The 26,039-nt window shown below is 55.0% G+C and carries 23 protein-coding genes; 13 read left to right on the top strand and 10 right to left on the bottom strand.

Annotation, left to right across the window (positions count from 1 at the left end):
• Nucleotides 1-212: 212 nt before the first annotated feature.
• The 4 genes from trkA (at nucleotide 213) to hflX (ending at nucleotide 5,080) form a co-directional block, all read left to right on the top strand.
• The gene (trkA, locus tag CPH65_RS19600) at nucleotides 213-1,589 is read left to right on the top strand and encodes a Trk system potassium transporter TrkA (RefSeq protein ID WP_096175412.1); all 1,377 of its coding nucleotides are present in this window, start codon (nucleotides 213-215) and stop codon (nucleotides 1,587-1,589) included.
• 23 nt (nucleotides 1,590-1,612) lie between these two features.
• Entirely contained in the window at nucleotides 1,613-3,073 is a 1,461-nt protein-coding gene (locus tag CPH65_RS19595; protein ID WP_096175411.1) for a TrkH family potassium uptake protein, read from the top strand.
• A gap of 348 nt (nucleotides 3,074-3,421) precedes the next feature.
• Nucleotides 3,422-3,676, top strand: coding sequence for an RNA chaperone Hfq (hfq, locus tag CPH65_RS19590; protein ID WP_096175410.1), 255 nt, complete (start codon nucleotides 3,422-3,424; stop codon nucleotides 3,674-3,676).
• 60 nt (nucleotides 3,677-3,736) lie between these two features.
• Complete coding sequence (gene hflX / locus CPH65_RS19585; RefSeq protein ID WP_096176518.1) at nucleotides 3,737-5,080, top strand: GTPase HflX; 1,344 nt, start codon at nucleotides 3,737-3,739, stop codon at nucleotides 5,078-5,080.
• Between the two features lie 60 nt (nucleotides 5,081-5,140).
• Here hflX and CPH65_RS19580 read toward each other — a convergent pair whose 3' ends face one another.
• Nucleotides 5,141-5,701, bottom strand: coding sequence for a TetR/AcrR family transcriptional regulator (locus tag CPH65_RS19580; protein ID WP_256385227.1), 561 nt, complete (start codon nucleotides 5,699-5,701; stop codon nucleotides 5,141-5,143).
• 141 nt (nucleotides 5,702-5,842) lie between these two features.
• Between CPH65_RS19580 and CPH65_RS19575 the strand changes: the two genes are divergently transcribed.
• From CPH65_RS19575 to CPH65_RS19560, 4 genes are read left to right on the top strand one after another with little or no spacing between them, the layout of a single operon-like run.
• The gene (locus tag CPH65_RS19575) at nucleotides 5,843-6,451 is read left to right on the top strand and encodes an NAD(P)H-dependent oxidoreductase (protein ID WP_096175408.1); all 609 of its coding nucleotides are present in this window, start codon (nucleotides 5,843-5,845) and stop codon (nucleotides 6,449-6,451) included.
• A 50-nt stretch (nucleotides 6,452-6,501) separates the two neighbouring features.
• Nucleotides 6,502-7,059 carry an AAA family ATPase gene (locus CPH65_RS19570; protein ID WP_096176517.1) on the top strand — a complete coding sequence of 186 codons (558 nt, stop codon included), beginning with the start codon at nucleotides 6,502-6,504 and terminating at the stop codon, nucleotides 7,057-7,059.
• 36 nt (nucleotides 7,060-7,095) lie between these two features.
• Entirely contained in the window at nucleotides 7,096-7,752 is a 657-nt protein-coding gene (locus tag CPH65_RS19565) for a TetR/AcrR family transcriptional regulator (protein WP_096175407.1), read from the top strand.
• Entirely contained in the window at nucleotides 7,749-8,234 is a 486-nt protein-coding gene (locus CPH65_RS19560) for a hypothetical protein (RefSeq protein ID WP_096175406.1), read from the top strand. The genes CPH65_RS19565 and CPH65_RS19560 overlap by 4 nt, the downstream gene beginning before the upstream one ends.
• A gap of 152 nt (nucleotides 8,235-8,386) precedes the next feature.
• On the opposite strand, the gene CPH65_RS24885 is transcribed toward CPH65_RS19560, so the two are convergent.
• Both CPH65_RS24885 and CPH65_RS19550 read right to left on the bottom strand, forming a co-directional pair.
• Nucleotides 8,387-9,904: an amino acid ABC transporter permease/ATP-binding protein gene (locus tag CPH65_RS24885; protein ID WP_096175405.1), complete on the bottom strand. Its 1,518-nt coding sequence runs from the start codon at nucleotides 9,902-9,904 to the stop codon at nucleotides 8,387-8,389.
• Nucleotides 9,905-10,094: 190 nt separating this feature from the next.
• Nucleotides 10,095-10,940, bottom strand: a complete 846-nt coding sequence (locus CPH65_RS19550; RefSeq protein ID WP_371359351.1) for an ABC transporter substrate-binding protein — start codon at nucleotides 10,938-10,940, stop codon at nucleotides 10,095-10,097.
• Between the two features lie 162 nt (nucleotides 10,941-11,102).
• On the opposite strand from CPH65_RS19550, the gene CPH65_RS19545 reads away from it, so the two are divergent.
• Nucleotides 11,103-12,170: a LacI family DNA-binding transcriptional regulator gene (locus tag CPH65_RS19545; RefSeq protein ID WP_096175404.1), complete on the top strand. Its 1,068-nt coding sequence runs from the start codon at nucleotides 11,103-11,105 to the stop codon at nucleotides 12,168-12,170.
• 84 nt (nucleotides 12,171-12,254) lie between these two features.
• Here CPH65_RS19545 and CPH65_RS19540 read toward each other — a convergent pair whose 3' ends face one another.
• The 6 genes from CPH65_RS19540 to CPH65_RS19515 all read right to left on the bottom strand — a co-directional run bounded on the left by CPH65_RS19540 (nucleotide 12,255) and on the right by CPH65_RS19515 (nucleotide 18,414).
• Nucleotides 12,255-13,103 carry a PfkB family carbohydrate kinase gene (locus CPH65_RS19540; RefSeq protein ID WP_096175403.1) on the bottom strand — a complete coding sequence of 283 codons (849 nt, stop codon included), beginning with the start codon at nucleotides 13,101-13,103 and terminating at the stop codon, nucleotides 12,255-12,257.
• Nucleotides 13,104-13,267: 164 nt separating this feature from the next.
• The gene (locus CPH65_RS19535) at nucleotides 13,268-14,251 is read right to left on the bottom strand and encodes an SIS domain-containing protein (protein ID WP_096175402.1); all 984 of its coding nucleotides are present in this window, start codon (nucleotides 14,249-14,251) and stop codon (nucleotides 13,268-13,270) included.
• Between the two features lie 219 nt (nucleotides 14,252-14,470).
• A complete protein-coding gene (locus tag CPH65_RS19530; protein ID WP_244574459.1) occupies nucleotides 14,471-15,277 on the bottom strand; it encodes a DeoR/GlpR family DNA-binding transcription regulator in 807 nt (268 codons plus the stop codon).
• Between the two features lie 139 nt (nucleotides 15,278-15,416).
• Nucleotides 15,417-16,721 carry a TRAP transporter large permease gene (locus CPH65_RS19525; RefSeq protein ID WP_096175401.1) on the bottom strand — a complete coding sequence of 435 codons (1,305 nt, stop codon included), beginning with the start codon at nucleotides 16,719-16,721 and terminating at the stop codon, nucleotides 15,417-15,419.
• A gap of 18 nt (nucleotides 16,722-16,739) precedes the next feature.
• Nucleotides 16,740-17,342, bottom strand: a complete 603-nt coding sequence (locus tag CPH65_RS19520) for a TRAP transporter small permease (RefSeq protein WP_096175400.1) — start codon at nucleotides 17,340-17,342, stop codon at nucleotides 16,740-16,742.
• 58 nt (nucleotides 17,343-17,400) lie between these two features.
• On the bottom strand, nucleotides 17,401-18,414 hold the full coding sequence (locus tag CPH65_RS19515) for a TRAP transporter substrate-binding protein (RefSeq protein ID WP_096175399.1): 1,014 nt from the start codon (nucleotides 18,412-18,414) through the stop codon (nucleotides 17,401-17,403).
• 660 nt (nucleotides 18,415-19,074) lie between these two features.
• Here CPH65_RS19515 and CPH65_RS19505 point away from each other — a divergent pair.
• Both CPH65_RS19505 and CPH65_RS19500 read left to right on the top strand, forming a co-directional pair.
• Complete coding sequence (locus tag CPH65_RS19505; RefSeq protein WP_096175397.1) at nucleotides 19,075-21,129, top strand: hydantoinase/oxoprolinase family protein; 2,055 nt, start codon at nucleotides 19,075-19,077, stop codon at nucleotides 21,127-21,129.
• Nucleotides 21,126-22,748: a hydantoinase B/oxoprolinase family protein gene (locus CPH65_RS19500; RefSeq protein WP_096175396.1), complete on the top strand. Its 1,623-nt coding sequence runs from the start codon at nucleotides 21,126-21,128 to the stop codon at nucleotides 22,746-22,748. Before CPH65_RS19505 ends, CPH65_RS19500 begins: the two co-directional genes overlap by 4 nt.
• Nucleotides 22,749-22,891: 143 nt before the next feature.
• Here CPH65_RS19500 and CPH65_RS19495 read toward each other — a convergent pair whose 3' ends face one another.
• Entirely contained in the window at nucleotides 22,892-23,632 is a 741-nt protein-coding gene (locus CPH65_RS19495) for a GntR family transcriptional regulator (protein WP_096175395.1), read from the bottom strand.
• Between the two features lie 304 nt (nucleotides 23,633-23,936).
• Between CPH65_RS19495 and CPH65_RS19490 the strand changes: the two genes are divergently transcribed.
• Together CPH65_RS19490 and CPH65_RS19485 are read left to right on the top strand one after the other, a co-directional pair.
• Entirely contained in the window at nucleotides 23,937-24,920 is a 984-nt protein-coding gene (locus tag CPH65_RS19490) for an SIS domain-containing protein (RefSeq protein ID WP_096175394.1), read from the top strand.
• A 295-nt stretch (nucleotides 24,921-25,215) separates the two neighbouring features.
• Nucleotides 25,216-25,956 carry a metallophosphoesterase gene (locus CPH65_RS19485; protein ID WP_096175393.1) on the top strand — a complete coding sequence of 247 codons (741 nt, stop codon included), beginning with the start codon at nucleotides 25,216-25,218 and terminating at the stop codon, nucleotides 25,954-25,956.
• Nucleotides 25,957-26,039 lie beyond the last annotated feature (83 nt).

Below are 26,039 nucleotides of genomic sequence, written 5' to 3'. Positions count from 1 at the left end.
GCCCGAAAACGCGATTACGGATGGCCCCACTTTTTCGCAAGCGCCGATAAGTGATTGGGCTTAAGCGAAATTTGTGCAATAAATTTCGAAAGTGCCTGAACAAGAGGTTTGAGTCTGCTGTCGTTCCGCTCGTTGCGATGCTCCCTTGGAGCGAATTGCGAAACGCGTTGGGCTTGCCGCCAGCTTGGTATTGAGAAAGAGAGCTGCAAGATATGAAAGTGGTGATTTGCGGTGCGGGTCAGGTCGGTTACGGTATTGCCCGACATCTATCCTCCGAGCAGAATGACGTTACGGTGATCGACAGTTCTCCGGCTCTGGTTTCTGCCATTCGCGACACGCTCGATGTGCGTGGATATGTCGGCCATGGTGCCCATCCGGACGTGCTGGCGCGGGCAGGGGCCGATGAAGCGGACATGATCGTCGCCGTTACCCTTTACGACGAAGTCAATATGGTCGCCTGTCAGGTGGCCCATTCGCTTTTCAACGTGCCGACCAAGGTAGCGCGCGTGCGGGCCCAGTCCTATCTGGAGAAGCATTGGGCAAACCTCTTCTCTCGGGAGCATCTGCCCATTGACGTGGTGATTTCGCCCGAGGTGGAAGTGGGCGAGATGGTGCTGTCGCGCATGGCGATGCCTGGCGCCGAGGACACAGTGCGCTTTGCCGATGGTGAAGTGCTGATGATTGCGGTTCTGTGCGAGGAAGAATGTCCGGTTGTCGATACGCCCTTGCGGCAATTGACTGAACTCTTTCCTGATCTTCAGGCGGTGGTTGTCGGGATCCGCCGCAATTCACGGCTGTTTGTTCCCCATGCCGAGGACCAGATGCTGGCCGGCGATCTTGCCTATGTGGTGGTGGATCGCCAGCAGGTCTGGCGGACGCTCAATATCTTCGGGCATGACGAGGGGCTTGCCAACCGCGTCGTGATCGCGGGTGGCGGGAACATCGGTCGGTATGTCGCCATGGCAATTGAAGCAAGACGTGCGCGCACACGCGCCAAGGTGATCGAGCTGGACCGCGACCGGGCGATCAAGATTGCCAATGATTTCAAGGACACGATTGTTCTGCAGGGCAGTGCGCTTGATCAGGATATCCTGAAGGAAGCCGATGTGCGGGACGCGGATACGCTGATTGCGCTGACCAACAATGATCAGGTCAATATCCTGTCCTGTGCGATGGCCAAGCGTCTGGGCTGTACGCGCACCATGGCCCTGCTCAATGATTCCCATTATCCCGATTTGGCGCATGATCTGGGCATTGATGCCTATGTGAACCCGCGCTCGGTGACGATTTCCAAAATCCTGCAGCATGTTCGCCGCGGCCGTATTCGCGGAGTACACGCGGTCGAGGATGGTGCGGCAGAAGGCATCGAGGCAGAAGCGCTGGAGACGTCACCGCTTGTCGGTCGGCCTTTGCGCAGTGTCGAATTTCCCGAAGGGGTTCGTGTTGGAGCAATCTACCGTGACAAGCAGGTGATCATGCCCAACGGCGACGTTCAGATCGAGGCGGGGGACCGTGTCATCCTGTTTGCTTTGGCTGATCGCGTCAAACAGGTTGAAATGCTGTTCCGTGTCAGCTTCGAGTTCTTCTAAGGCACGAAAAGGGCTGTCACCGGATGACCGCAATCCTCTATTTCCTGTCGATCCTGCTTGGAGCATTGGGCGCACTCATGCTGCCTACGGCGCTCGTTGCACTCAGTTCGGGAAATACGGAACTGGCAGGCGGGTTTCTGCTCGTTGCGGGCCTGACCGGCTTTCTGTCGGGTGGGGTCTATTTTGCCCTTCGTGGGCAGAAGAAAGATCTGGTCAATGCGCAAACCTTCCTTCTGTGTGTGCTTGCGTGGTTTGGTTTGCCGTTCGCCGGTGCGTTTCCCTTCATTCTGTCAGGACAGCTTTCCGGCATTGATGCGCTGTTTGAGGCAGCCTCAGCGCTGACGACGACCGGATCCACGGTCTTCACGGTATTGGAACCCGTGCCGCGTGCGCTGATCTTCTGGCGGGCCATTTTGCAATGGTTTGGCGGCTTTCTTACGTTGCTGAGCTTCCTGCTTATTCTGGCCCCCGGCGGGGTGGGCGGATTGCCTGATCACCAGACCGGGATCACAGAGCGCAATCTGGGCGACGAGTCCGGGCGCACCTTCTATGTCATTCGGCAGGTTGGAGGTGCTTACGGCCTTGTGACGATGGGGCTGGCGTGGCTTTTGATCATTTCAGGGCTGCCTCCTTTTGATTCCCTTTGTCTTGCCTTTTCAACCATTTCAACAGGCGGTTTCATGCCGGTTGATGGCCCCCTGTCTGTCTATGACAATCGTTTCGCCGAGCTGATTGTTGCGGTGGGGATGGTGATCGGAGCGTCCAGCATTTTGTGGCACCGGATGGCGGTGCGCGGCAAATTTCAGCTTTCGTACGAACAGGGTGAAAGCTACGCCCTTCTGGCCATCATCGGGGTCTTGGGGCTTTTCTATTCCATTACGCTGTTCCAACTGGCGGGCAGTGCATCTGTGTTGCCGCCTTTGTCCGCTCTGCGGCAGGGGTTCTTTGCGGCGGCGTCTCTGGTCTCCACGACCGGGTTTGAATTGCGTCATGCGGACGTGACAGTTCTGCCGGGCATTCTCGTCATCTGTGTGGCCCTCATTGGTGCGACGCCTTTCTCAACGGCGGGAGGGCTCAAGCTTTATCGGATTGGCGCCATGATCCTTCAGGCAACGCGCGAGGTGGGGCGCCTGATCTATCCGCATTCGATCCGTGGAGGCCGCCTTGGCCGAACCGAATATACCATTCAGTTGATGAAGGCGATTTGGGCTTCGTTCCTGTTGTCGATGATCCTGATTGCCATTGTCACCGGTATGGTGACCTATGAGATCGGTCACTTTGACGGAGGTCTCGTTGCGGCCATATCGAGCTTTTCGAACATCGGCCCACTCTATCAATCAGGATGGAGCCAAACTGGCGAGTGGCCGCCTTATGCGGAGATGGGGCTGGTTATCAAATATGCGCTGGTTGTCACAATGATCCTCGGGCGAATTGAAATTATCGTTCTGTTTGGTGCGTTTAATGTGAACTTCTGGCGCCGGTGATCCGTTTATGACTTCATTTTAGAGTGGTTTTCAGTTTTAGTGCATAGAATGGTTGCGTTTGAGACTTGGCAAGTGTCTCAATATGGGTAAACTGTTCCTCCGAGAATCGATCTTATCGGTACTCGATGGTTCAGGAATAAAATTGCGCGGCCGGTGTTGTTGGGGGACTCGGTTTTGTCGTAGCAATTTGCCGATATCCCCAGACATGTGGAAAATATCACTGCCAGTGAGGCTGGTGGCGAGTTTATGGGGTTTGCCGGTCTGGTCTAATTCTTGTGACTAGGTCATAATGGTGGTTCCATTAAAGCAACATCTTACGAGATAAACGACAACAATAAGGCAGGACCTATGGCAGAAAGAGCCCAGAACCTCCAGGATACCTTTCTCAATCACGTTCGCAAAACTAAAACACCGCTGACCATTTTTCTGGTCAATGGGGTTAAGTTGCAGGGTGTTGTGACCTGGTTTGATAATTTTTGTGTGTTGTTGCGGCGCGATGGGCATTCGCAGCTGGTTTATAAACATGCCATTTCCACCATTATGCCAAATGGGCCATTGTCGCTCTTCGAAGCGGCAGAAAATGGCGAGAAGGCTGAAGGCTGATTGTCAGAAGATAAAGAAGATCTAGAAGAAAGCGGAGCCAAACGGCGATCGCAGAAGAAGATGATCAAGCGAGAGACGGTTGCGACCCGTTCGCTTGTTCTGGTTCCCATTCTATCGCAGAATTTGCAAAACAAGGCGGCTGCCGAAGGAAAGATCGTTCGGCGGACCGATGATTCACGTCTGGAGGAAGCCGCCGGTCTGGCCGCTGCCATCGAGCTTGATGTCGTCGATGTCATCCGCATTCCGCTCAATGCGCTTCGCCCCTCGACCCTCATCGGGAAGGGTAAACTGGAGGATATCTGGGATATCATTGACCGCGAAAAGGTCGACTTGATCATCATAGATTATCCGCTCACTCCGATCCAGCAACGCAACCTCGAAAAGGAATGGGACTCAAAGGTTCTCGACCGAACCGGCCTCATTCTTGAGATTTTCGGTCGTCGTGCCCGCACCAAGGAAGGGCGGCTTCAGGTCGAACTGGCGCATCTGAATTATCAGAAAGGCCGACTTGTTCGCAGTTGGACGCACCTTGAACGCCAGCGCGGCGGGATCGGCTTCATGGGTGGTCCCGGTGAAACCCAGATCGAGGCCGACCGCAGGGCCCTGCAGGAAAAGATCACACGTCTTGAGAAGGATATTGAACAGGTACGCCGGACGCGCGGGCTGCATCGCAGTAACCGCCAGAAGGTTCCGCATCCAATCGTGGCTCTGGTCGGCTATACCAACGCTGGCAAGTCGACGCTGTTCAATCATCTGACGGGGGCGGGGATCTTTGCCAAGGATCTGCTGTTTGCTACGCTCGATCCAACCCTTCGCACCATGACACTGCCCCATGGTCGGCCGGTAATCCTGTCTGACACTGTGGGCTTCATTTCCGATCTGCCGACCCATCTGATTGCGGCCTTCCAGGCGACGCTTGAAGAGGTGCTCGAGGCCGACGTTATTCTGCATGTGCGCGATATTGCCCATGAGGATACAGGCGCGCAGGCCGAGGATGTGGCCAATGTGCTGCACGATCTGGGCATTGAGATCGATGAAGATCCGCGTGTGATCGAGGTTTGGAACAAGATCGATCTGCTTGAAGACGATGATCGGCAGAAGGTGATCGAGCGTGCCGCGAGCCAGCAGCCATCAAAGGCGACAGAGCAGTTGCAACCGGTCGCTCTGTCTGCGGTCAGCGGCGAGGGGACGGATATCCTGCTCGACGAGATCGAAGCCAAGCTCGCCCAGAATGACAATATCCTCAAGCTGCATTTGGCCGTCGAGGACGGCGAGGGCCTCGCCTGGCTCTATCGTCACTGCGATGTTCTGGACCGTCTCGACAGCGAGGACGGCATCGACCTCAAGGTTCGCGCTGCCGACAAGGTTCAAAGCGAACTCCGCAACCGTTTCATCGTGGATTAAAGCAATTGGCCGCGTGGTATCTTCCCGAACCACGCGGTCTTCAAAACCGAACTGTCGCCATCAAAGACAGCCGGGAGATAGCCATGCTTGGAACTGGCGAGCCAATAGCGTTTGGCACTCGGAATCTGAGCCGATCTTGCTGCATGATCGATAGATGGCAGCCGTCGTGACGAAGGCAGAAATGCCGGCCGCAAGGTCTGCGGGGACAAGATCCGTCCTGATTCCTTCAGTCGCATCCTTGCTCCAGTCTTCCAGAAATGACAGCAATTTGGTCTCCAGCGCGTCGAGTGCCGCCAGAAACTGTTCGGATGTTTTGTGGGACGTTGCTCCCGAAAAATCCAGATAGATTTGAAGAACTGTTCTGTCAGCACTGAGAAGACGGATCAGCTTCATACTCTGACGAACAAGATAGTCCTGCGGACTTTCTACGCCAGCAGACTCCTTTTCCCAATCGTCAACAATTGCCTGAATGCGCTCTGCAACAAGGTACGAGAACAAGCTGTTCTTGTCGCCAAAATGTGCGAAGAGCGATCCTTTGGCGACGCTGGATTCTTTCGCTATCGAATCCATGGACACATCGTCAAATGATTTCCCTTTTGTCAGTTTCCGAGCTGCTTCCAGAATGTTCGCTCTCGTCTCATAGCTTCTCTTTTGAATTGGCTCTCTCCTAAGAAAAAATGACCGCAGTCAATTTTTGATATTGCATATGGCCCTAACCATTCTATATAGAAATTGACCGCGGTCAATTTTATGGAGACTCAAATGGCAATCGGCAACAAAGAAAACAAAGGCAACCATATCTTGATTCTGAATGGACATCCTGCCGGGAGCAGTTTGTCTAAAGGTATCGCAGACCGATATGAACAAAAAGCGCAGAATGCGGGCTATCATGTCGCGCGGTTCAACCTGGCAGATATGCAGTTTAACAGCGACTTCGGGCAAGCGACCTATAAGAACGCGCCAAAGCTGGAAGCCGATCTACAAGCGTTCTGGGATGCGCTTGAAAAATGTGACCACTTCGTCCTGACGCATCCTTTGTGGTGGGGTGGAATGCCTGCCAAGCTGAAGGGGCTGTTTGATCGGATCCTGCTGCCCGGAAGAGCTTTCGCGCAACAAAAGGGGGCACCACTTCCCAAAAAACTACTCACCAACAAAACCGCGCATGTGTTCATCACATCAGATACGCCCAACTGGTACTTCAAATTGTTTTTGGGTGCTGCCATCGCCAAGCAGATCAAGAAGCAAATTCTGGGCTATGTCGGCTTCTCGCCGGTGCAGGTCACCAACTTCGCCACCACCAAGGCCTCGACCGCGCAGGTTCGCGAGAAGTGGCTGACCAAGGTTGGAAAATTCGCTCAAACCGCACGTTGAGTTAGAAGGTGCTGGATCAGGTTCAAAGAGCCAAAAGAAAGGGAAATGCATTGAACGATCGATTGATACTGCTAACGGGGTGTTCGGGTGGGGGAAAATCGACCCTGCTCGATGCCTTGGCCGACCGTGGCTTTGCAACTATGCCAGAGCCGGGTCGTCGCATCGTTGCGGATGAGTTGGCGGGAGACGGTAAGGCCCTGCCATGGGTGGATATGAACGCATTCGCGCTCCGAGCCATCGAGGTGGCCAAGGCCGATCTGGAGAGGGCGAAGCGTCTGGATGGTCCCGTCTTCTTCGACCGGGGGCTGATCGATGCCGCTGTTGCTTTGGAGCATTCCGGCGGGCCGACAGCAAGCGAAACCCTTGGTCAAACTCCGCCATATGCGAAGCGTGTTTTCATCGTTCCGCCATGGCAAGAGCTGTTCGTTGGGGACGATGAACGCAGGCATGACTTTGATGCGGCGGTTCAGGAACATCTGCGCATCACCCGCACTTTGGAAAAGCTCGGCTATACTCTGCATGTGCTACCCAAAGTGTCGGTGACGGAACGGGCTGAGCTCGTCTTGACAAAATTAGACCAGTGGTCTAATTCCTTCTCAACGATTTAGACTAGTAGTCTATGGAGTGTTTGAGAAGACATCATCATGACCCCACGAGACCGATTTCTGGCGCTGAGCAAACAAGATCGCCTGCTTTGGCTGGAACCAGCCGAAGATGAATTCTGCGCATATGGGCTGGAAGGGGCTTCCCTGAACCGGATTTTGAAGCGCGCTGGCGTGAGCAAAGGGCGCACCTATCACTACTTTGCCAATAAGGGCGAATTGTATCGTGCCACTCTCGAAGCTCGCCTGCCTCATATCGATGAGTCTACGCTGTCGGTTCCGCTTCAAGCCACGGATGCACGGGCATTCTGGCTAGGTATTTCTGGCTTGGTTGAACAGGTGACGACAGCGCTCAACGAAGACAAAAGTCTTGCGGAGTTGGTTCGGATCCTGCACCACGAAGTCGCTGCAAAGCGTGCGTTCGAAGAGCCGCTTACTCGGCTGCAGACCCAAATTGAAAAGTTCGTCGGCGTAGGTCAATCTGTTGGTGCCATTCGAGATGACGTTCCGCACACGCTTCTGACAAGCGTCACGCTAGACCTTGCGACAACGATTGATCGCTGGTTTGCAAATTACGCTCAAGACCTATCCAGCGAAGAAGAAACCATCTTGTCCCAACGTGCCTTTGGCATGCTGATAGCACCCCTTCTTCCGCCTCAACAATTCCCCACGCATCAATCCGATAGAAAAAACTCATGACTCATTCTCGTATCGTTGGAATCCTCGTTCTGTTAAGCGCCCTCAATCTGGCCCTGATGGTGCCGGGCGGGTTCGTTGAAACCAGAGTCTTTCCGCACTATTCCGTTTCTGTTCTGGCCGCTTTCAATGTCTTTTTGACCATCCTGGGACTGGGCAGTTTCATCCTTGCCTACGCTGCCTTACGCTATGGCAGAACCGGTATGTGGCCGGTAGTAGCCGGTGTTGCGTATGTTGCGGTTTATGTGGCGGATCTCCTGCATATTTTCCCCGTATCACAAAATCCAATGTCGACAGTGCTAACCACATTGGAGAGCGTTGGCACGGTCCTTGGGGTGATGCTTATCGTCGCAAGCATCCGGTCTGTTTCCGCTTCACAAGGAGACAGGGGAGGCGTTCCGAGCGGGCTTTCTAGAGGATTGCTCTTTGTCCTCAGCGCAGTTGGAATTGGCATCGTTATCTTCGCAACCTTGTCAGCGATGTAGCGGGATTTCAAGGGATCGCGCTGGGTCACTCGAAACGAAGGCAAAGAAACAATCCGGAGCCGACTGATGCACACAAAAAAAGGGGAAGCAACCTTGGTTGCTTCCCCTTTTTACTTGGTGATGTGCAGCGCCATGATGTGCGCCGCTGCTTGTCAGAGCACTTCCTGCAGGAAGTGCTGGAGACGGTCATTCTTGGGATGATCGAAGATCTGCTCGGGCGTACCCGCCTCGACGATGCGGCCCTCATCCATGAAAACGACCTGATCGGCCACCTTGCGGGCAAAGCCCATTTCGTGGGTGACGACAAGCATTGTCATGCCGCGCTTGCCAAGATCTGTCATCAGTTCCAGAACGCCCTTGACGAGTTCAGGGTCAAGCGCACTTGTCACCTCATCAAAGAGGATGACTTCCGGTTCCATGGCCAGTGTCCGGGCGATGGCAACACGCTGTTGCTGGCCGCCAGACAGGTTGGCAGGCCGATGATTCATGCGGGAGGCAAGCCCCACTTCAGAGAGGCGTTCCTCGGCAAGTTTGCGAGCCTCGGCAATCGGCATCTTCTTGACCTTGTTCAGCGCCAGACTGACATTCTGCAGTGCAGTATGGTCGGGGAACAGGTTGAAGTGCTGGAAGACCATTCCGATGCGGCGGCGAAGCTTCTCGGGATGCATGGTCAGCACATCGCTGCTGTCCAGAGTGACCGCGCCGGACTTGGGCTCGACCAGACGGTTCAGACCGCGCAGCAGGGTGGACTTGCCCGAGCCGGAGGGTCCGATGACGCAGGTCACGGAGCCAGCGGGAACCTCGAGCGAGATATCCTTGAGCACATCGATGTCGTCATAGGCCATGGTCAGGTTCGAGATTTTCAGGCTGCCGCCCCTGAAGGCCGGTTTCTCGACCGCAGGAAGGTTGGGGACAGAGGCTTGTTCGGTTACTTCCTCAAGGCCTGAGACCGGGCCTGACTTGGTGACCTTGCCGGTGCGGAGCCTGTCGTCGATATAGTTGACCAGATGGGTGAGCGGCACCGTGATTATCAGATAGAAGACGCCTGCAAGGAGCAACGGCGAGAGATTGCCTGTGACCACAGCCTGATCCTGACCAACGCGGAACAGATCGCGCTGGTAGGTAAGCAAGCCAAGGAAGTAGACAAGGCTCGAATCCTTGACGTTGCCGATGAACTGGTTGACGAGGGCGGGGAGAATGCGGCGGATACCCTGCGGGATGACGATAAGACGCATTCCCTGACCGTAGCTCATGGAAAGAGCGCGGCTGGCTTCCATCTGGCCCTTGTCAACGCTCTGGATACCCGAGCGAAAGATTTCGCCGATGTAAGCGCCAGCAATCAGGCTGAGTGCGGCAATTCCCAAAGGAAAGGGGGAGGGGCCGAACAGCTCGCGACCGATGCGGGCAAAGCCCTGACCGATCAACAGGATGGTTACGGTTGCGGGGAGACCACGGAAAATATCGGTATAGATACGCGCGGGCAGCTTAAGCCAAGGGGACCGGGAGATGCCCATGACCGCCAGCACAATGCCGATAAGAACGCCGAAGAATGTTGAAAATGCTGCGAGAATTAGTGTGTTCTTGAGCCCGATGTAAAACATACTGGGCAGAACTGAAGCCATAGCGTCGAAATCGAGAAAGCTACGTCTTAGGGTTTCTAACCACTCCATCTGCTGTTGTCCTGTTTGTTACCGTCTGGCGAGAAAGCCCTGTTTGGTCGATGGAGATGCGGCGTGTCCTTCAGGTATGGGAAGGTAATAGGGCACGCTAAAACACCTCGACTTTTTTACTTTTTGCCTTTGGGGGCGGAATGCTCCGCCCCCATGCTTCTTGAATTGCTGGTTTTGCAATGACGAGTAATCAGTTCTGCGGGAGATACTGTTTAGGCATCGGGCTGCCTGGGAACCACTTGCTGTGCAGTTCTTTCCAAGTGCCATCCTGCATGGCTTCGTGGATCTTTTCATTGAGTGCGTCAAGCAGCCTGCTGTTTCCTTTACGCACAACGAAACCTGCGGGTGCATCGAAGGATGCGAAGTTCTGCATGACTTTCAGGCCCGGATAGTTTTTACCGAACTGTTTGGCTGCTTCGAAATCGAGGAAGTGAGCGTCGACCATGCCATTGTTCAGGGCAGCAACGGCGCTGTTGTTGTCTGGGAAACGAACCAGCTGAGCTTTGGGGAAATGCTTCTGCGCATAGTCATCCTGCAAAGTGCCCTGCACGATGCCGAGGCGCTTGTCATCCAGGGCTTCGATGGTGGACAGCGATTCATCGGAACTGAGAACCGAGAGGAAGCCTGCGAGATAACCATCCGTGAAGTCAGCGACTTTCTGACGTTGCGCGGTGGTGCCGATCGCGCCGACGGCCACGTCAAAGCGGCCATTGACAACGGAAGGAATAAGTGCTGCGAAATCCTGACCAACAAAGGTGACCTGATCTTTTTCGAAGCCGAGCCGTTTGGCAATGTTTTGGAAGAACTCAACGTCGAAACCGGAAAATGTGCCGTCTGCAGTCACAAACGCATATGGTTTCGCATCGGACATGGTGCCTACCATAATGGAGTCAGTATCCAAAAGTCCGTAGGGATTGTCATCTGCAGCGTTGGCGGGAGCAACGAGACAGGATACAACTAGACCTGACATCATTGCCAGGTAGGAACGGCGGGTGAATTTGCCGAAAAGATTGGTAATCTTCATGCTGTTCTCCATGGGGGCTTGCCGGTTATCTGGCTTATTTGGTGTTTGAACCGACAAAATCGAAAGTGAGTGATTTTGGCGAATTTTATTCCGATCCTTATTAATGAGACCGGTCTCAATGAAAGACTATAATGATCTTGACTGACCGTCAACTCGTCTGTAGGCATTTAAATTATGGATAAAAAGAAACTTCAGTCTCCTGCCGTCACCGTTGCCGACGTTGCCCGACATGCACATGTTTCCAAGTCGACCGCAGCGCGTGTGCTTGGGGGCTATGGCGTGACAAGCGAAAAAGTCCGCGAACGCGTGCAAGCCTCTGCCAAGTCTCTGAAATATAGAGCAAATGAGTTGGCTCGTTCGATGACTACCGGAAAATCGAAAACCATCGGTGTTGTGGTGGGTGACATCGAAAACTCATTCTTTGGTATTGCTGTGAGAAGTATCACCGACGTTGCCAATGCGAGCGGATTCAATGTGATTTTGACCAACTCGGATGAGAATTTCGATGTGGAACGAGAGGCTGTGAACGTTCTGGTGGGTAAGCAGGTTGACGGTTTGATCATTGCGCCGGCCAATCGCTATCAAACGGCCCACCTTGAGAATCTCAAATCCCTCAATTGTGCGATGGTTCTGTTCGACCGCGAGGTTCCCAGTCTGGAAGTCGATACGGTTGTCAGCGATGATTTCGAATCAGCTTCGAAGGCGACTGAGCAATTTATCGAGGCTGGCCACCGTCGGCTGGCATTCGTGACCGAAACGCTGGAAAGCGGGATGGATGAAAATGGTGAATTGCTGATTCCCACCTCGTCGGTCGGACGCCGTATCTCGGGATTCCTCTCAGCCTGCCGTGCTGGCGGAATTCCGCAGGAGGACAGCATTATCGTACTCAATGCCGATCCCGATCGTGGTCTTAGTGCCTCGATCAGCAAGGTGCTTGATCAGGCGGACCGTCCGACCGCGATGCTTGCATCGGACAGTCATGTGGCGCTGAAGATCTTCAAGCAGGCAAAGCGGCGCGATATAGATATGCCGTCCGACTTGTCGCTGATCGCGTTTCACAATGCCGACTGGACGGAAGTCACGAACCCGACAATCACGGTGATTGACCAACCTGTCGCGGAGATGGGGCGCTGGTGTGCCGAACAACTCATCAAACGGATTGAAGGCGTAACCGAGCCGCCATTGCGGCATGTGATGAAGATGCAGATGATCGACAGACAGTCAGTCGAGACTGCGAAATGACAAAAAGGCGAGATCAAATCTCGCCCTTTTGTCAATTTGTGACCAGATCTGGCTTCGATGAAGCAATCCTGTCGTCTTGCAGCCTCAGCTCGCGGAAACCTTATAGGGATGACCGAAGGCACCGAGGCGGGTGCAGGTGTCGGCTGCGAAAGTCGCGGCACCATCCAGAGATTCCTCAACAGAATGGCCCATCAGGATGCCACTCAGATACGCGGCGATGAAGGAATCTCCCGCGCCGAGCGTGTCGACGACTTCAACCGGCTTGATGCCCTGGCGATAGCGTTTGCCGCCAACCTGCCAATAGGCACCGTCGGAGCCGCGGGTCACGCCGATTGTGTCAACACCCAGCCCTGCGACGGTCTCGATCAGGTCGTCAACCTCGCTTTCATTCAGCGCAGATCCGGAAAAGAAAGCCGTCGTGATAGAAGGGGCGATACGTTTCACATAGTCCAGTTCCAGATGGGAGGAGAAATCGAACGCCACCGCATTCGCCCGCTCCCTGATCAGGGGCAGTTCATTCTCCAGATAGCTGAAGATGGATGTGTGAACGCAGCCATAATCTTCTACGGCCTGAAGGTCGACCTCTTCCATTTTCAGGGTCAGTTGGCGCTGGATGCCGCCCTTGTTGGACCCCAGAAAGACGCGGTCTCCCTGATCGTCGAGATGGACGACGGCCTTGCCATTCTCGCCGCAAGCCTGACGAATGCGGTCGATCCAGAGGCCCTCGGCCTCAAGGCTTCTGACCACATGCTTGCCCTCTTCATCATTGCCGACAAGTCCGATATAGCCGGCTTTCTCGAGGCCAAAGCGTTTGGCCAGCACTGCGACGTTGAGCGCGTTTCCGCCGGGGAAAAATTCATTCCGGTCTTTGTAGAAATCAACCACGTTGTCGCCAATGCCGAGCAGGGAGGCCTTGTTGTTGGAGCGAGCCATTTCTAGGACTTTCTATTGTTGTCTTTTCGCGAAAATTCGGTGAGATCGCTTCCCTTTTGGAAATGAGGCCGAAAATTTGGTGCGTTCTGATTATTGATTTTTGACTATTCAAAAAAGTGAGGGCGGATCGGAGACAATCGAAAGGGCCTCCGATCCGAGTTTGATCAGTATTCCATGCGCCACATGTAGCGGCGGACGGTCAGCGGATGGCCGCGCTTGTCGCCGAGTTCAACGGCATAGAGCCGAAGGACCAGATTGAACATGATCGGCGTGAGATATTCTGCAACCTCGCCAGCCACTGCTTCGAGACCGAAGTCGGTCGCATCGAGAACAGAAAGACGTTTGGAGTATTTCTGTGCAAATGCCAGAGCGCGTTCATCCATCTTGCGGGCATTGCCGAGGCCTTTGAGGATGATGATCGGGGTATCGAAATCGGTGATTTCAAACGGCCCGTGGAAATATTCGCCCGAATGGATGCAGGCGGAATGCACCCACTGCATTTCCTGCAGCAGACAGATTGCAAAGGCATAAGCGGTTGAATGGTTCGCGCCGGACGCCATCGTGTAGATGACCGGTTCGCGCTTGTGAGACTCGCCGAATTCAGCAGCCGCGGCAGCATATTTTTCTTTCAGGCCTTCACCGATATCGTGCAGCGCGGGGATAGCCTTGTTCGCCAGATCATATTTGCTGTTGCCTTCAAGCTTGTTGAGAATGCCAAGCACCAACAGGAGCAGCATCACCGAATTGTGCTTGGTGGTGACAGACAGCGGATCCCATTCGTAGAAGACCGTGTTTTCTGTGGCTTTGTCCAGCGGGGAGTCGGCCAGATTGGTCAGGGAAATGGTCAGCGCTCCGGCCTTGCGGGCATACTCGGTTGCTGCAACCGTTTCGGGGGTGTTGCCGGAATGCGAGCAGGTGATGACCAGTGAATTCTTGCCAAGGCGCGCCGGTGCGCGGGAGATGAACTCGGCTGAGCTGTATGCGTAAGAGGCGATGGATTTCGCCTCACAGTCCACCACATACTGCCCTTCCTGCAGGAGCGCATAGGATCCACCGCAGGCTACAAAATAAATTTCGGAGATGGAGCCGTGGGCCGCGACAGCCTCGATGGCTTCATCCAGACCGTAGGCCTTAACTTGATCGTTCATCCTGAGATCCTTGATTACGTGATGGGATGTTTTGAATGGAATCTTATATTGAGACCGGTGTCAATATTGCAAAACGGACGTTTTTTGGCAAGAAAAAAGAGGTTTTTTCCCTATTCAGAAATTCGCGATGGAAGGCAGGTGTGGGTGCAGGTGCCCCAAAAAGCGCTTGTAGCGCAGGTCCGGAAGGGGCTGAGGCTATGGTCTCGTAGGGGGGGAGCTTCAGAAACGGGCAATCTCGAGATTGACACCGCGCAGGCGGATTTTCTCGGCTGCCTCGTGGGACAGACCTTCATCGGTGATGATGGTGTCAAAGGTCTCGATCGGCACGGTGCGATAAATGGCGCGGTCAAAGAAGCGGCTGCTATCGAGCATCAGGACGGTGCGTTCGGCCGCCTTGATCATCGCCCGCTTCATCAACATCACATCCAGCAAGGTTTCCGATGCGCACTCTATGTCGAGTGCCTGAGCTGACATGAAGAAGCAGTCGCAGCGGATATCATCGAAAAACTCGAGCCCGGGCTCTCCTAGCAGGCCGTAGGAGCCGAAGCGACAGGTTCCACCCGGTACGATAAGCTTGATATGCTCCTTGTAGGCGAGGGTGGTGGCAACATAGAGGTCGTTGGTGATGACAGTCAGGGGGATCCCATTGGCTGCGATTTCCTCTGCAAGCATATGGGCAATCACGGCACCGGAATCGATGATGATGCTCTGCTTGGGTTCAATCATCTTGCAGGTGAGCCGGACGATCGAGTTCTTTTCTTCGACCGCGGTCCGCCGCGCCAGATCGGTTGATGGTTCGAAATTGGTGCGCGAGCGAATCCTCACTGCGCCGCCATGGGTGCGGCGTACGATGCCTTCGGCTGCCAGCGAGTCCAGATCTCGTCTCACTGTCGAGACGGAGATGTTGAACATGCGTGCGAGTTCCTGATTGGTGCCGGAGACATTGGTCTGAAACCACTGAATCAGTTGTTCCCGTCTTTCTGCGGGCAACAGCTCTTCCCCTTGAGATACAGTTATTTCGACCAAGATACACTCCAGTAGTTTCTCAATAGGCAGGGTTGATGGATTGAATGTTACTACACAGATCTATCAACCCTGACTTGAACTTACCCCGAAAACCTCACTCGGGGAATGGATGAATAAACAAATTCCAGTCGAAATGTCACTATAGTGCCGACGGCAACCACAGAACTATCTGGGGGAATGTGGCCAGAAGGGCCGTGCCGAGACAGAGCAGCAGGAAGAAGGGGGCCGCGGCGAGAATTGTGGCTCCCAAACTTCGCCCGGTCAGCGCCTGCAGGATGTAAAGGTTGAGGCCGACGGGTGGCGTGATCGTGCTCATTTCGATCATGATGACCAGATAGATGCCGAACCAGAGCGGATCGTAGCCAGCCTGAACGATCAACGGCACGGCAATCGGCACGGTCATCACGGTCATCGATGTGCCGTCCAGGAACATGCCGAGTACGATATAGAGTACAGCCAGAATCAACAGGACCCCATAAGGTGAGAGATCGAGGCTGGCAATCATTTCGGTGATCATCGTAGGCAGATGCATATAGGCGATCGCTGCGGACAGGAAGGCCGATGCTGCAATCAGCATGCAGATCATGGACGAAATCCGCAGGGTGTTCATCAGGCTTTCGACAAGCATCCTGATACTGAACTGCCGGGTGGCTATCGTGATCAGGATGGCGCAGAAAACGCCCACTGCTGCTGCTTCAGACGGTGTGGCAAGGCCCGAATAAATCGAGCCGAGGACGACGAACATCAAGACGGCGAGGGGGGCCAGTTCCCAAAGCCCCTTCAGGACGACACGCAGAGAGATTTCGCCTTCATATTTGGGGGCCATATGCGGGAAGAAGGTCGAGATGATGGCGATGTAGCCCGAATACAGCAGCGCCATCATCGCACCGGGGACAATCCCTGCGATGAAGAGTTTCGAGATCGAGACCTCGGCCAACACACCATAGATGATCATGGCGATGGAGGGAGGGATCAGCAAACCGAAACTGCCTGCGCCGGCGAGGGATCCGGCTGCCAGCGACATGCTGTAATCGCGCTTTTTGAGCTCTGGCACGGTGATCTTGCCAACCGTTGCCGTTGTTGCGGTCGAAGAGCCCGAGATTGCGGCAAACAGGGTGCAGCCGAAGACGTTGGTATGCAACAGACCGCCCGGGATCTTGGCGACGATAGGGGCGAGCCCGCGAAACAGGCGTTCGGATATATCCGTTCTGAAGATGATATCGCCCATCCAGACAAAGATCGGCACAGCGGCCAATTCCCAGGATACGGCGGAGGAGGAGATCACTTTCGTGGCGATCGCACCGACCCGGACCCAGGGAAAATCAAGAATGAGCCACATGGCCCCTGCGCCCGATAGCATGAGGCCGGCAAAGATCCAGGTACCGGCTCCCAGAAACAGGGCCAGCAGGGCGAGCAGGAGAATGGAGGAAAGCGCAACAGACATGGTTCTAACCTTTCATGCTCAGATCTTGAGCGATCCTTCCGATGTATGTCCGACAGCGAGAACGCGAAGCAGTCTCACAAAAACCTGCAGGGCCAGAAGCCCCAGTCCGATGAGGAAAAAGCTTTCCGGTATCCAGAGCGGGATCTTGACGTAATGCTGGCCGACCGTTCCGCGCGACCAGTATTTATAAACCGAGTGCCACTGGTAGCTGATGAGGAAGAGGAAGATGGCCTCAGTGGCAACAAGGCAAAAGAGCTCTGCGACGCGCTGCGCGAAGGAGGGCATGATATTGGTGAGTGCGGTGACGCGGATCATGGCACCGTGCTCGAGCGCCCAGGCGGCCGACAGAAAGGTCGTCGCCGCGACCCCATATCCGACCAGCGTGTCTGCCATGAATGTCGAGAGCGAGAAGAAGCGCAAACCAATCTCGACGATGATCAACAGGGTCATCAGGGACACAAAGATCGCCGAAATCACTGCACAGAACAGATTCAGGCTGCTCGAAATGCGGCTCAGCATGGCGAGCCAAACCGGATCATCGGGATGAGAGGGGAATTTGAAAGGTGACCCGTCGGAGATCGCGTCTGCTTCCGATGAGTCGAAGCCAGTATTCGTGGACATCGATTGGTGACCTTAAAAAGGTCCAGTACCCGGCAAGACCCGGATACCGGACGCCGGATTAGCTGGACTTCTTGGCTTCGAAGGCATCGAGAACGGTCTTGCCTTTCTCTCCGGTCTGGGCAAGCCAGTCTTCACGTACGGGCTTGCCTGCATTCTGAAGCAGGTCGAAGACTTCGCTGGGTACGTCATCATCATGGGTGATGGTCATTCCGTTCTCACTCATGACCTTGTAGGACTTCTCGATGGAGTCCACGACGATCTTCCAGCTGTAGGTGTCGCACTCATCGCAGATATCCATGATCGCTTTCTGGACATCTTCGGGCAGGGCGTCAAAGGCTGGTTTGTTGACGTGGCAGACAAACAGCCCCATGGCATAGTTGATTTCGGTGAAATCGGAGACATAGTCCCAGATGGAGAGCTGCATGCCGCCATCTGCCGAGGTGAGCACCGCATCGATGCCGCCGGTCGACAGCTGCGGGATCAGATCACCCCAGGAGATCTGCAGCGGCGAGGCCCCTGCATTGACCAGTGTCTGGGTGCCGTTCACATCATAGGTACGGATGCGCAGTCCTTCGATGGCATCAACAGATGTGATTGGCAATTTGGCGTGAATGCCGGACGGAGCGTTTGGCATGGCCCACAACAGCTTCATGTCGTGATCTTCAAAGATCTTCGAGTATTCGGGTTTTGCGGTCTTCCAAAGAAGGAGCGCTTCTTCGGGCGAACGGGCCATGAAGGGCAGGGAGGTGAGGTTGAACAGTGGATCGATGCCGCCCAACTGAGTCAGCAGCGTGATCGCAATCTGCACGGCGCCATCTTCAACCGCGTCGAAATGATCGGCAGACTTGTAACCAAGTGCGCCACCACCCTGATAGGTGATCTGCAGCGCGTCGCCGACTTTCTTCTTCAATTCATTGATAAAGAACTTGCAGGCCTGACCTGTGAGCGACTGAGCCCCATACTCGTCAGCCAAGTCCCATCGTGCGCCTGCAGCAAAGGACGGTGTTCCAACCAGAGTGGCTGCGCCCAGTATGGTTGAATATTTAAGAACGTCGCGTCTCGAAATTGTCATGTAATCCTCCAGTCGGCAATCGACCCAGTGATCCCGCTTCCGGGTATTTGTTAACGGTGAAATGAAAGAGTTTTCTCTCATATCTCTCACATGCAGCCATAAAATTCCAAATATTGTCAAGCTCTCGAATTGATACCGGTGTCAAAAGCCTAAAAATAATTCAGTTGCCCAGATAATTGTCATGGTTTGCACGTTTTCGTGGTGGGTTACGATAGAAAATGATAGAAATTAGGTTTACGGAGCAACATTTCTGGTTATATCCTCTCGCTAAGGAACAATTCTATCACGAGGTGCAGTCTCCATGAATGATGGTGGGAACGCTAAGATTGCTCTCGTAAGTGGCAGGAATCGGAGCTATGAAGCAGAAAACGTGCGCTGCCTAAGATCTCGTGACTATCATTTTTCGCGCCGCGCGGGTGACGCGACGATGCTCGGAAACCTTCATGGTATGTCCGATATAGTGATACTTTTTGGTAGGTTTGTCGCATCTGATAGGAAGAGCGCTGAGGAATGGGGCGGCGCGCACGCGCTAAGTGCGCAGATCGCCATGGGAGTGAAGCCAACGGGGGAAACCGGACAGTTTCGCTTCAACCGATTTGGCAAAACCCAATCACCGAAGCTGCAAGTGGCAGCATAATTCCGTTTAAGAGAGAGAATACAATGGTTTGGAGAATTGGAGTGGATTCTGGTGGCACTTTCACCGATATCTGCTTGTTTGAGGAAGAGACCGGGCGACTGGAGATCTGGAAACTGTCATCTTCTCCTGACGATCCGTCCCGTGCGATTGCGCAAGGGGTTGTCGAGGGACTGGAGCAGGTTGATGCGTCCGCCAGCGAACTGGGCTTCCTTGGTCACGGGACGACCGTTGCCACCAACGCGCTGATCGAGTTGCGCGGAGTGAAGACCGGATTGTTGATTTCAGACGGCTTCCGTGACTTGCTGGAGCTTGGCCGCCAGAAACGTCCAAGCCTTTACGACATGAATGTCGACAAGCCCGAGCAGCTGGTCAGTCGTGATCTGCGCCGACAGGTGCCCGAACGGATGCGCTCAGACGGTACAGTGGATCTGCCACTTGATATGGAAGCCCTGAAGCGCGAAGTCGCCCTGCTCAAGGAGCAGGATGTCAAGGCAATCGCGATCTGCTTCCTGTATGGCTTCCTCAATACAGACCATGAAGTGATGGCGCAGAAGGTGGTTGCGGACATGCTGCCGGATGTCTTCGTGTCAACCAGTCATGCCGTCGCGCCGGAATTCCGAGAGTTCGAACGCCTCTCCACGACCGTGGTCAATACCTATCTTGGGCCGGTGATGAAGCGCTATATCGAGAGGCTGCGCAAGCGTCTTGACGAGGTTGGTCTGAAGGTCGCGCCGCAGTTGACCCAGTCCAATGGTGGCGTGATCGGATTTGATGCCGCAGCGGACCTGCCGGTGCGCACCGTGCTCTCCGGGCCGTCCACCGGTGTGGTTGCCGCACAGGAAATCGGCAAGATGTCTGGCTTCCCCAACATCATCACCTTTGACGTCGGGGGCACCTCCTCGGATGTGGCTTTGCTGCAAAATGGTGTGTGTCATCTGACGGGCGAAGCGGATGTCCATGGCTATCCGATCAAGGCGCCGATGCTCGATATTCACACAGTGGGAGCGGGTGGCGGCTCGATCGCCCATGTTGATAGCGGTGGTCTGCTCAAGGTGGGGCCGCGTTCTGCCGGGGCCTATCCGGGGCCGGTCTGTTATGGCAACGGCAATGAAGAACCGACGGTGACCGACGCCAACATCGTTTTGCAGACCCTCAACCCGGTTGAGATCCTTGGTGGCCGTATGAAAGTGCGCCGGGATCTTGCCGTTGAGGCTGTGCAGCGATTGGCTGACCAGATCGGTCTTGGGGTGATGGAAACCGCAGACGGTATTCTGCAGGTGGTGATCGCCAACATGGCCAAGGCCATTCGTGTGATCTCTGTGCAGCGTGGCCATGACCCGCGCGATTATACGCTGATGGCGTTCGGCGGAGCCGGTCCCTTGCATGCAGCCCGGCTTGCCAAGGAACTTGATATTTCGCGCATGATCATCCCGCTCACGCCGGGTGCCCTTTGTGCGCTTGGCCTTTTGCTGACCGATCTGCGTGCCGACTTTGCGATCTCGCGGCTCACTGAACTTGAGGCTCATTCGCTTGACGCCGTCGAGGCCGGTTTTGCGGAATTGTCGTCTCAGGCGCAGGACTGGTTCCTTGCCGACAACATCCCCGAAAGCCGCCGCAAGGAAGTGCGCACGGTCGACATGCGTTACGCCGGTCAGAATTATGAATTGTCCGTTCCTGTCCCCGCAGGTCCGATCAGTCTTGAGACCTTCAAGCAACTGGAAGAAGGCTTTGAAGCCGTCCATAAACAGCGCTTCGGCTTTATCGCCAAGGGCGAAAAGATCCAGTTGGTCACCTTGAGGCTCGAGGCTGTCGGGGAAGTCAAGAAGGCCCAGCTCCAGTCCTATCCGCTCGAGGGCGCTGCATCAGATGCTGCCCGGATCGGGGAGCGGGACGTTTGGCTGAAAGAGGCTGGCGATTTCGTCAACTGCCCGGTGTATGACCGCAAGCTCCTCAAGCACGGCAACCAGATTACCGGCCCGGCCATTATCGAGCAGATGGATACAACCAGTGTTCTCCTGCCCGGCATGACCGCTGTCGTCGATGCCTATCTCAATCTTATCGTGGAGATCGCCCAATGAGCCAGATCGATCCAATCACCGTAGAAGTCATCGGCTCCGCGCTGTCCTCGATCGTGGAAGAAATGGGCGAGGCACTGGTCCGTGCCTCCTATTCCACCAACATCAAGGAACGACGCGATTGCTCGACTGCGCTGTTCGACAATAAGGGCAACACCCTTTGTCAGGCTGAACATATCCCGATGCATCTGGGCAGTTTCATCGGCATCTTGCCCAACATCATGAAGCGTTTCAGGCTTGAAGATATCAAGCCCGGTGACGTTTTTATGGGGAATGACGCCTATGAAGGCGGGGCGACGCATCTGCCCGATATCGTGATGGCCGAGCCGATCTTTGTTGATGATCAACTGATCGCCTGGGCCGTCAATACCGCGCATCATTCCGACTTTGCAGACCTTGGTCACGAGCATATCTATCAGGAAGGTATCCGCATTCCGCCTGTTCGGCTCTACAAGGCCGGTGAGTTGCAGGAAGACATCCAGAACATGTTCCTCCTGAACTGTCAGGTGCCCCATGAGCGGATTTCCGATCTGCGGGCGCAGATGTCAGCCAACCGGCTCTGCGTGCAGCGGATGCAGGATCTCTGTGCCAAATACGGCACCCAGAAGGTGCTCGCGGCCGGTGATGAATTGCAGGATTATGCCGAGCGCAAGATGCGGGCCGGCATTGCCGCCATTGCCGATGGCACCTATTCCTTCTCCGACATCTTTGACAGCAACCAGTGGCAGGAGAAAATGACATTCTCCGTTGATATCACGATTGCTGGCGACGAGATGACGCTTGCCTTCGACGGCCCGCCACAGGTGCGTGGTGGTCTTAATATGATCTACACTTCGCTGCTTGCGTCCTGTTATTACGCGGTGAAGATGGTGGTTGACCCCAGCATCCTGCCCAATGCCGGTCTGGCTCGTCCGTTGACGGTGACCGCGCCAGAGGGGTCGATCCTCAACTGCAAGCATCCAGCCGCTGTTGAAGGGCGCATCGCGGCCTGTCAGCGCGTCGCAGATATCATTCAGGGTGCTCTTGCCAAGGCCATTCCCGGCAAGGTCGCTGCGGCGGGCAACGGCTGCTGCACTGGTGCCATCTTCAATGGTGCCCATGAGGATGGGTCGATCTGGGTCTATCTCGAAACCATCGGCGGTGGGGGCGGTGCTCGTCCGACCAAGGACGGCCTTTCGGGTATTCAGGTGCATCTGACCAACACGTCCAACCTGCCTGTCGAGGCGCTCGAGCTGGAATATCCGCTTACACTGCTGCGCTATGAACTGGTGGATGATTCTGCAGGTGGTGGAGAATATCGCGGCGGCATGGGGATCAGGCGCGTTTACCGCGTTGAGAAACCTTGCCGTTTCACTGTGGAAGGATCTCGGGTCAGCTCTCGCGCTTGGGGGCTGCAAGGCGGCACGCCGGGTGAGATGACGCATCTCGACTATGGCGATGGACGTGACGACTTCAAGGGCATGACTGACCTGAAACCCGGCCAGATCGTTGAAATCGTGACCCCCGGTGGCGGGGGCTATGGTGACCCCTCCAAACGACCGGTCGAGGCCATCAATAAGGATCTTGCAGAAGATCGTATCTCTGAAGACTTTGCGAAACGGGTTTACGGCTATTCCCTTTGATAAGCAGCCTTGGGATCTCTGGCCTGGCTGGAGATCCCGCCTTTTTTTCGCATTTATCAAACAGTGGCAACGGGGAGGCACATCCCGCTGCCCGATGGCCGGACCGGACGGGGAATGGAATTAAACTTTTGCGAGGCTTTGCCTCAGACTTCGATCACGAGATTCATGCGGGTGCTGGGCGTCAGCAGCATCGAATATTGCAGCGGAATCGAGCGATCATCGCCATACACCGTCTTTTCCACCTCGAAGATGATATCTCCGCTTTTGCAGTGGAAGATGGTGTTCTCCTTGGGGGTGGCAACCCGGCAGCTGATGACACGCTTGGCATGCTTCACCTCACGGCCATATTTGGTCTGCAGCAGGTGGTAAAGCGAGGTGTCATCGTGAATTTCGCTCACCAATCCGGGGAAAAGGTCCAGAGAGAAGTAGGAGCTTTCGATCGTGAAGGGCGTGCCATCTGCGGTGATCAGGCGACTGACATGCAGCACTGTGGCAGACGGATCAATGCCCAGCTTTTGGCCCAAATTCTCGCCCGCAATCTCTTCTCCCAGTTCCATAATCGATTTCTCGACGTGAAAGCGACGCAGACCGAAGCTTTCGGAGAAGCCGCCGAGATTCAACAGGCTGGTTTCCATCTTTGGTACTGTGACGAAGGTGCCCTTGCCATGCCGTTTCTCCAGAAGACCTTCGGCCTCAAGATCCGCGATCGCGCGTCGCACGGTGATGCGGCTGACGTTATATTGCTTGCACAGCTCCGGTTCGGTGGGAATGGTGTCTCCGGGACCAAGGGCACGCGTGGAGATCATCTCCTTGAGCGCGAATTTAAGCTGTTCGTAGAGCGGAACTGCTGCGTTTTTTGCAAGTGTGTTCGCATTCTCAGACAATCGCGTGCCTCTCTTTCGGATCTTCCCCTTTCGGATATTCCCAGGGCAGGGGTCCCCAATCAATCCCAGTGTTTCCTGATGCGGCAACCCAAAGGTGCGCAGACAGAAAAACCAAGGTCCTTGTCACTTGCCGCCGCAGACGACGGCTCACTCGCCGACAGACTAGCCGAACGGGTGACGTGCTGCAAAAGCGTAGGCCAGTTATTTCCGCTTTTTGGGGCGGCAAATGAAAACACCGTGTTGACACCGGTCTCAATAGTGGCCTAAGTATAGAGACGTCATATAACGTCATAAGGATCTCATCATGAATGATCAAGTAAAAAATACCGGCCTTGATGAGGCTATTGCTGCCGTTGCAGCACGCGAGTCAGTCACGGAATTCTATTTTGTCGCATGTGGGGGATCCAACGCCCTTCTCATGCAGGGCCAGTATGTCATGGACCGCGAAGCCAAGGGCATCGCTGCATATTCCTACAGCTCCGCTGAATTCATTGCGCGTGCTCCGGTCCGTCTTGGCAAGAACTCTGTTGTCATCACCTGTTCCCATTCGGGCAACACGCCTGAAACCATCGCGGCTACCCGTTATGCCCGCGAAGCTGGTGCGTTGACGATCTGCTTCACCCACAAGCCGGAATCCGAGCTTGATGAAGCTGCTGAAAAAGCCATCTACTATGAATTCGATCCGCTGACCGTTGGCGAAAAACACAACGCTCTGCTGCTGGTTCAGCTGGTTCTTGGCTCCCTGAAAGAGCTGGAAGGCAACACCAAGATCGATCAGGTCAAAGCCGCTCTGCCGACGCTTCATGACAAGGCTGAAAAAGTCAAAGCCGCTCATGCAGACAATGCAAAAGCCTGGGCCGAATCCTACAAGCGCGAACCTGTCATCTACACGATGAGCTCTGGTTCCTGCCACTCCATCGCCTATTCCTTCGCTATCTGTCTTCTGCAGGAAATGCAGTGGGTCCATTCTGCGGCCATCCACTCTGGCGAATATTTCCACGGTCCTTTCGAAATCACCGATTTCGACACGCCGTTCATCGTTCTGAAAACCCTTGCAAATTCCCGCAAGATGGACGAACGCGCTCTGGCATTTGCTGAGAAATACTCCAAGCGCCTGCTGGTTCTTGATGCTGAAGAATTTGGCGTTGAAGAAGTTGCCGGTGATGCAGCGGAATATCTGGTTCCGATTATGTTCACCGCTCTGCTGCGCACCTATGCCGTTGCTCTCAGCGATTCTCGTGGTCATCCGCTGAGCGTTCGTCGCTACATGTGGCGCATGGAATACTAATCAGACTGCGCGGTCGGTCCAGCTCGACCATCCGCACAGTCACCGGGTAAGTCCCCCAGCGTCCTCGCTGTTGCTCCTTCTTCAGGACCGATAGCGGGGGCGTTGTGCGTTTAGGGGGGGCAGGCGCTTCGCCGCTTCAACTGATCAAATGCGCAGTTGTTTTTCGAACCCATCGCTGTTTCAATCAGTAAGAAAGCGAGATCTGACCTGCCGAGCCGGAGAATTCAATAACCGGGTTTCATAGCCACTCTTGCCATGACGATTTCGGCCAAAGAGAGATTGGGATCCAGACGCCATGAAATTTGCCATAATCGCCGACATCCATGGGAACTCCTCTGCGCTTGAAGCGGTTCTCGCGGATATGGACCATCTCGGTGTTGCGGACGTGATCAATCTGGGCGATCATTTCAGCGGCCCGCTGGATGCAGCCGCAACGGCAGATCTTCTGATCGCGCGGGACTTCCCCTCCATCCGTGGCAATCATGACCGATGGCTGATCGAGACCGCCCCTGAAGATATGGGCCCATCTGACCGGGTCGCATTCGAGCAACTTGAGCAATCCCATTTGGAGTGGCTCCGAAACCTTCGCCCGTCCTTTTATTGGAAGGATGAGGTCTTTGCGTGCCATGGTACGCCAGATAGTGATGCGACCTATTGGTTGGAACAGGTTGATCCGGAGGGCACCGTTAGAAGCGCCGGCTTTGATGACATCGAGGCCCGTGCGGACGGCATCAACGCATCCCTTATCCTTTGCGGGCATACCCATATTCCAAGGCTTGTAAGGCTTCGTGACGGCCGCATCATCCTCAACCCGGGGAGTGTGGGCTGCCCGGCTTACGACGACGATGTGCCTGTTTTCCACCTCATGCAAACCGGGACGCCCAACGCTTCCTATGCGATCGCTGAGAAAGCGGGTGATGATTGGTCCTTCACCTTTCGATCGGTGCCGTATGATCCTTCGCGTATGATTGAGCACGCCCGGTCGAACGGCCGGGACGAGTGGGCCAGAGCCTTGGCGACGGGGTGGATTGAATAGCAGATGGCGGCTTCACGTCCAGCAGCGCTTCACCTTCGCCAATCAGAACAGCAACGATCTGAAAAGCCTGCGTTGTGATCGGC

The sequence above is a fragment of the Cohaesibacter sp. ES.047 genome (genome assembly GCF_900215505.1).
In the GTDB taxonomy this organism is placed as follows: Bacteria; Pseudomonadota; Alphaproteobacteria; order Rhizobiales; family Cohaesibacteraceae; genus Cohaesibacter.
The sequence above is the reverse complement of the archived record's forward strand: the minus strand, read 5'-3'. Positions and strand labels throughout refer to the sequence as shown.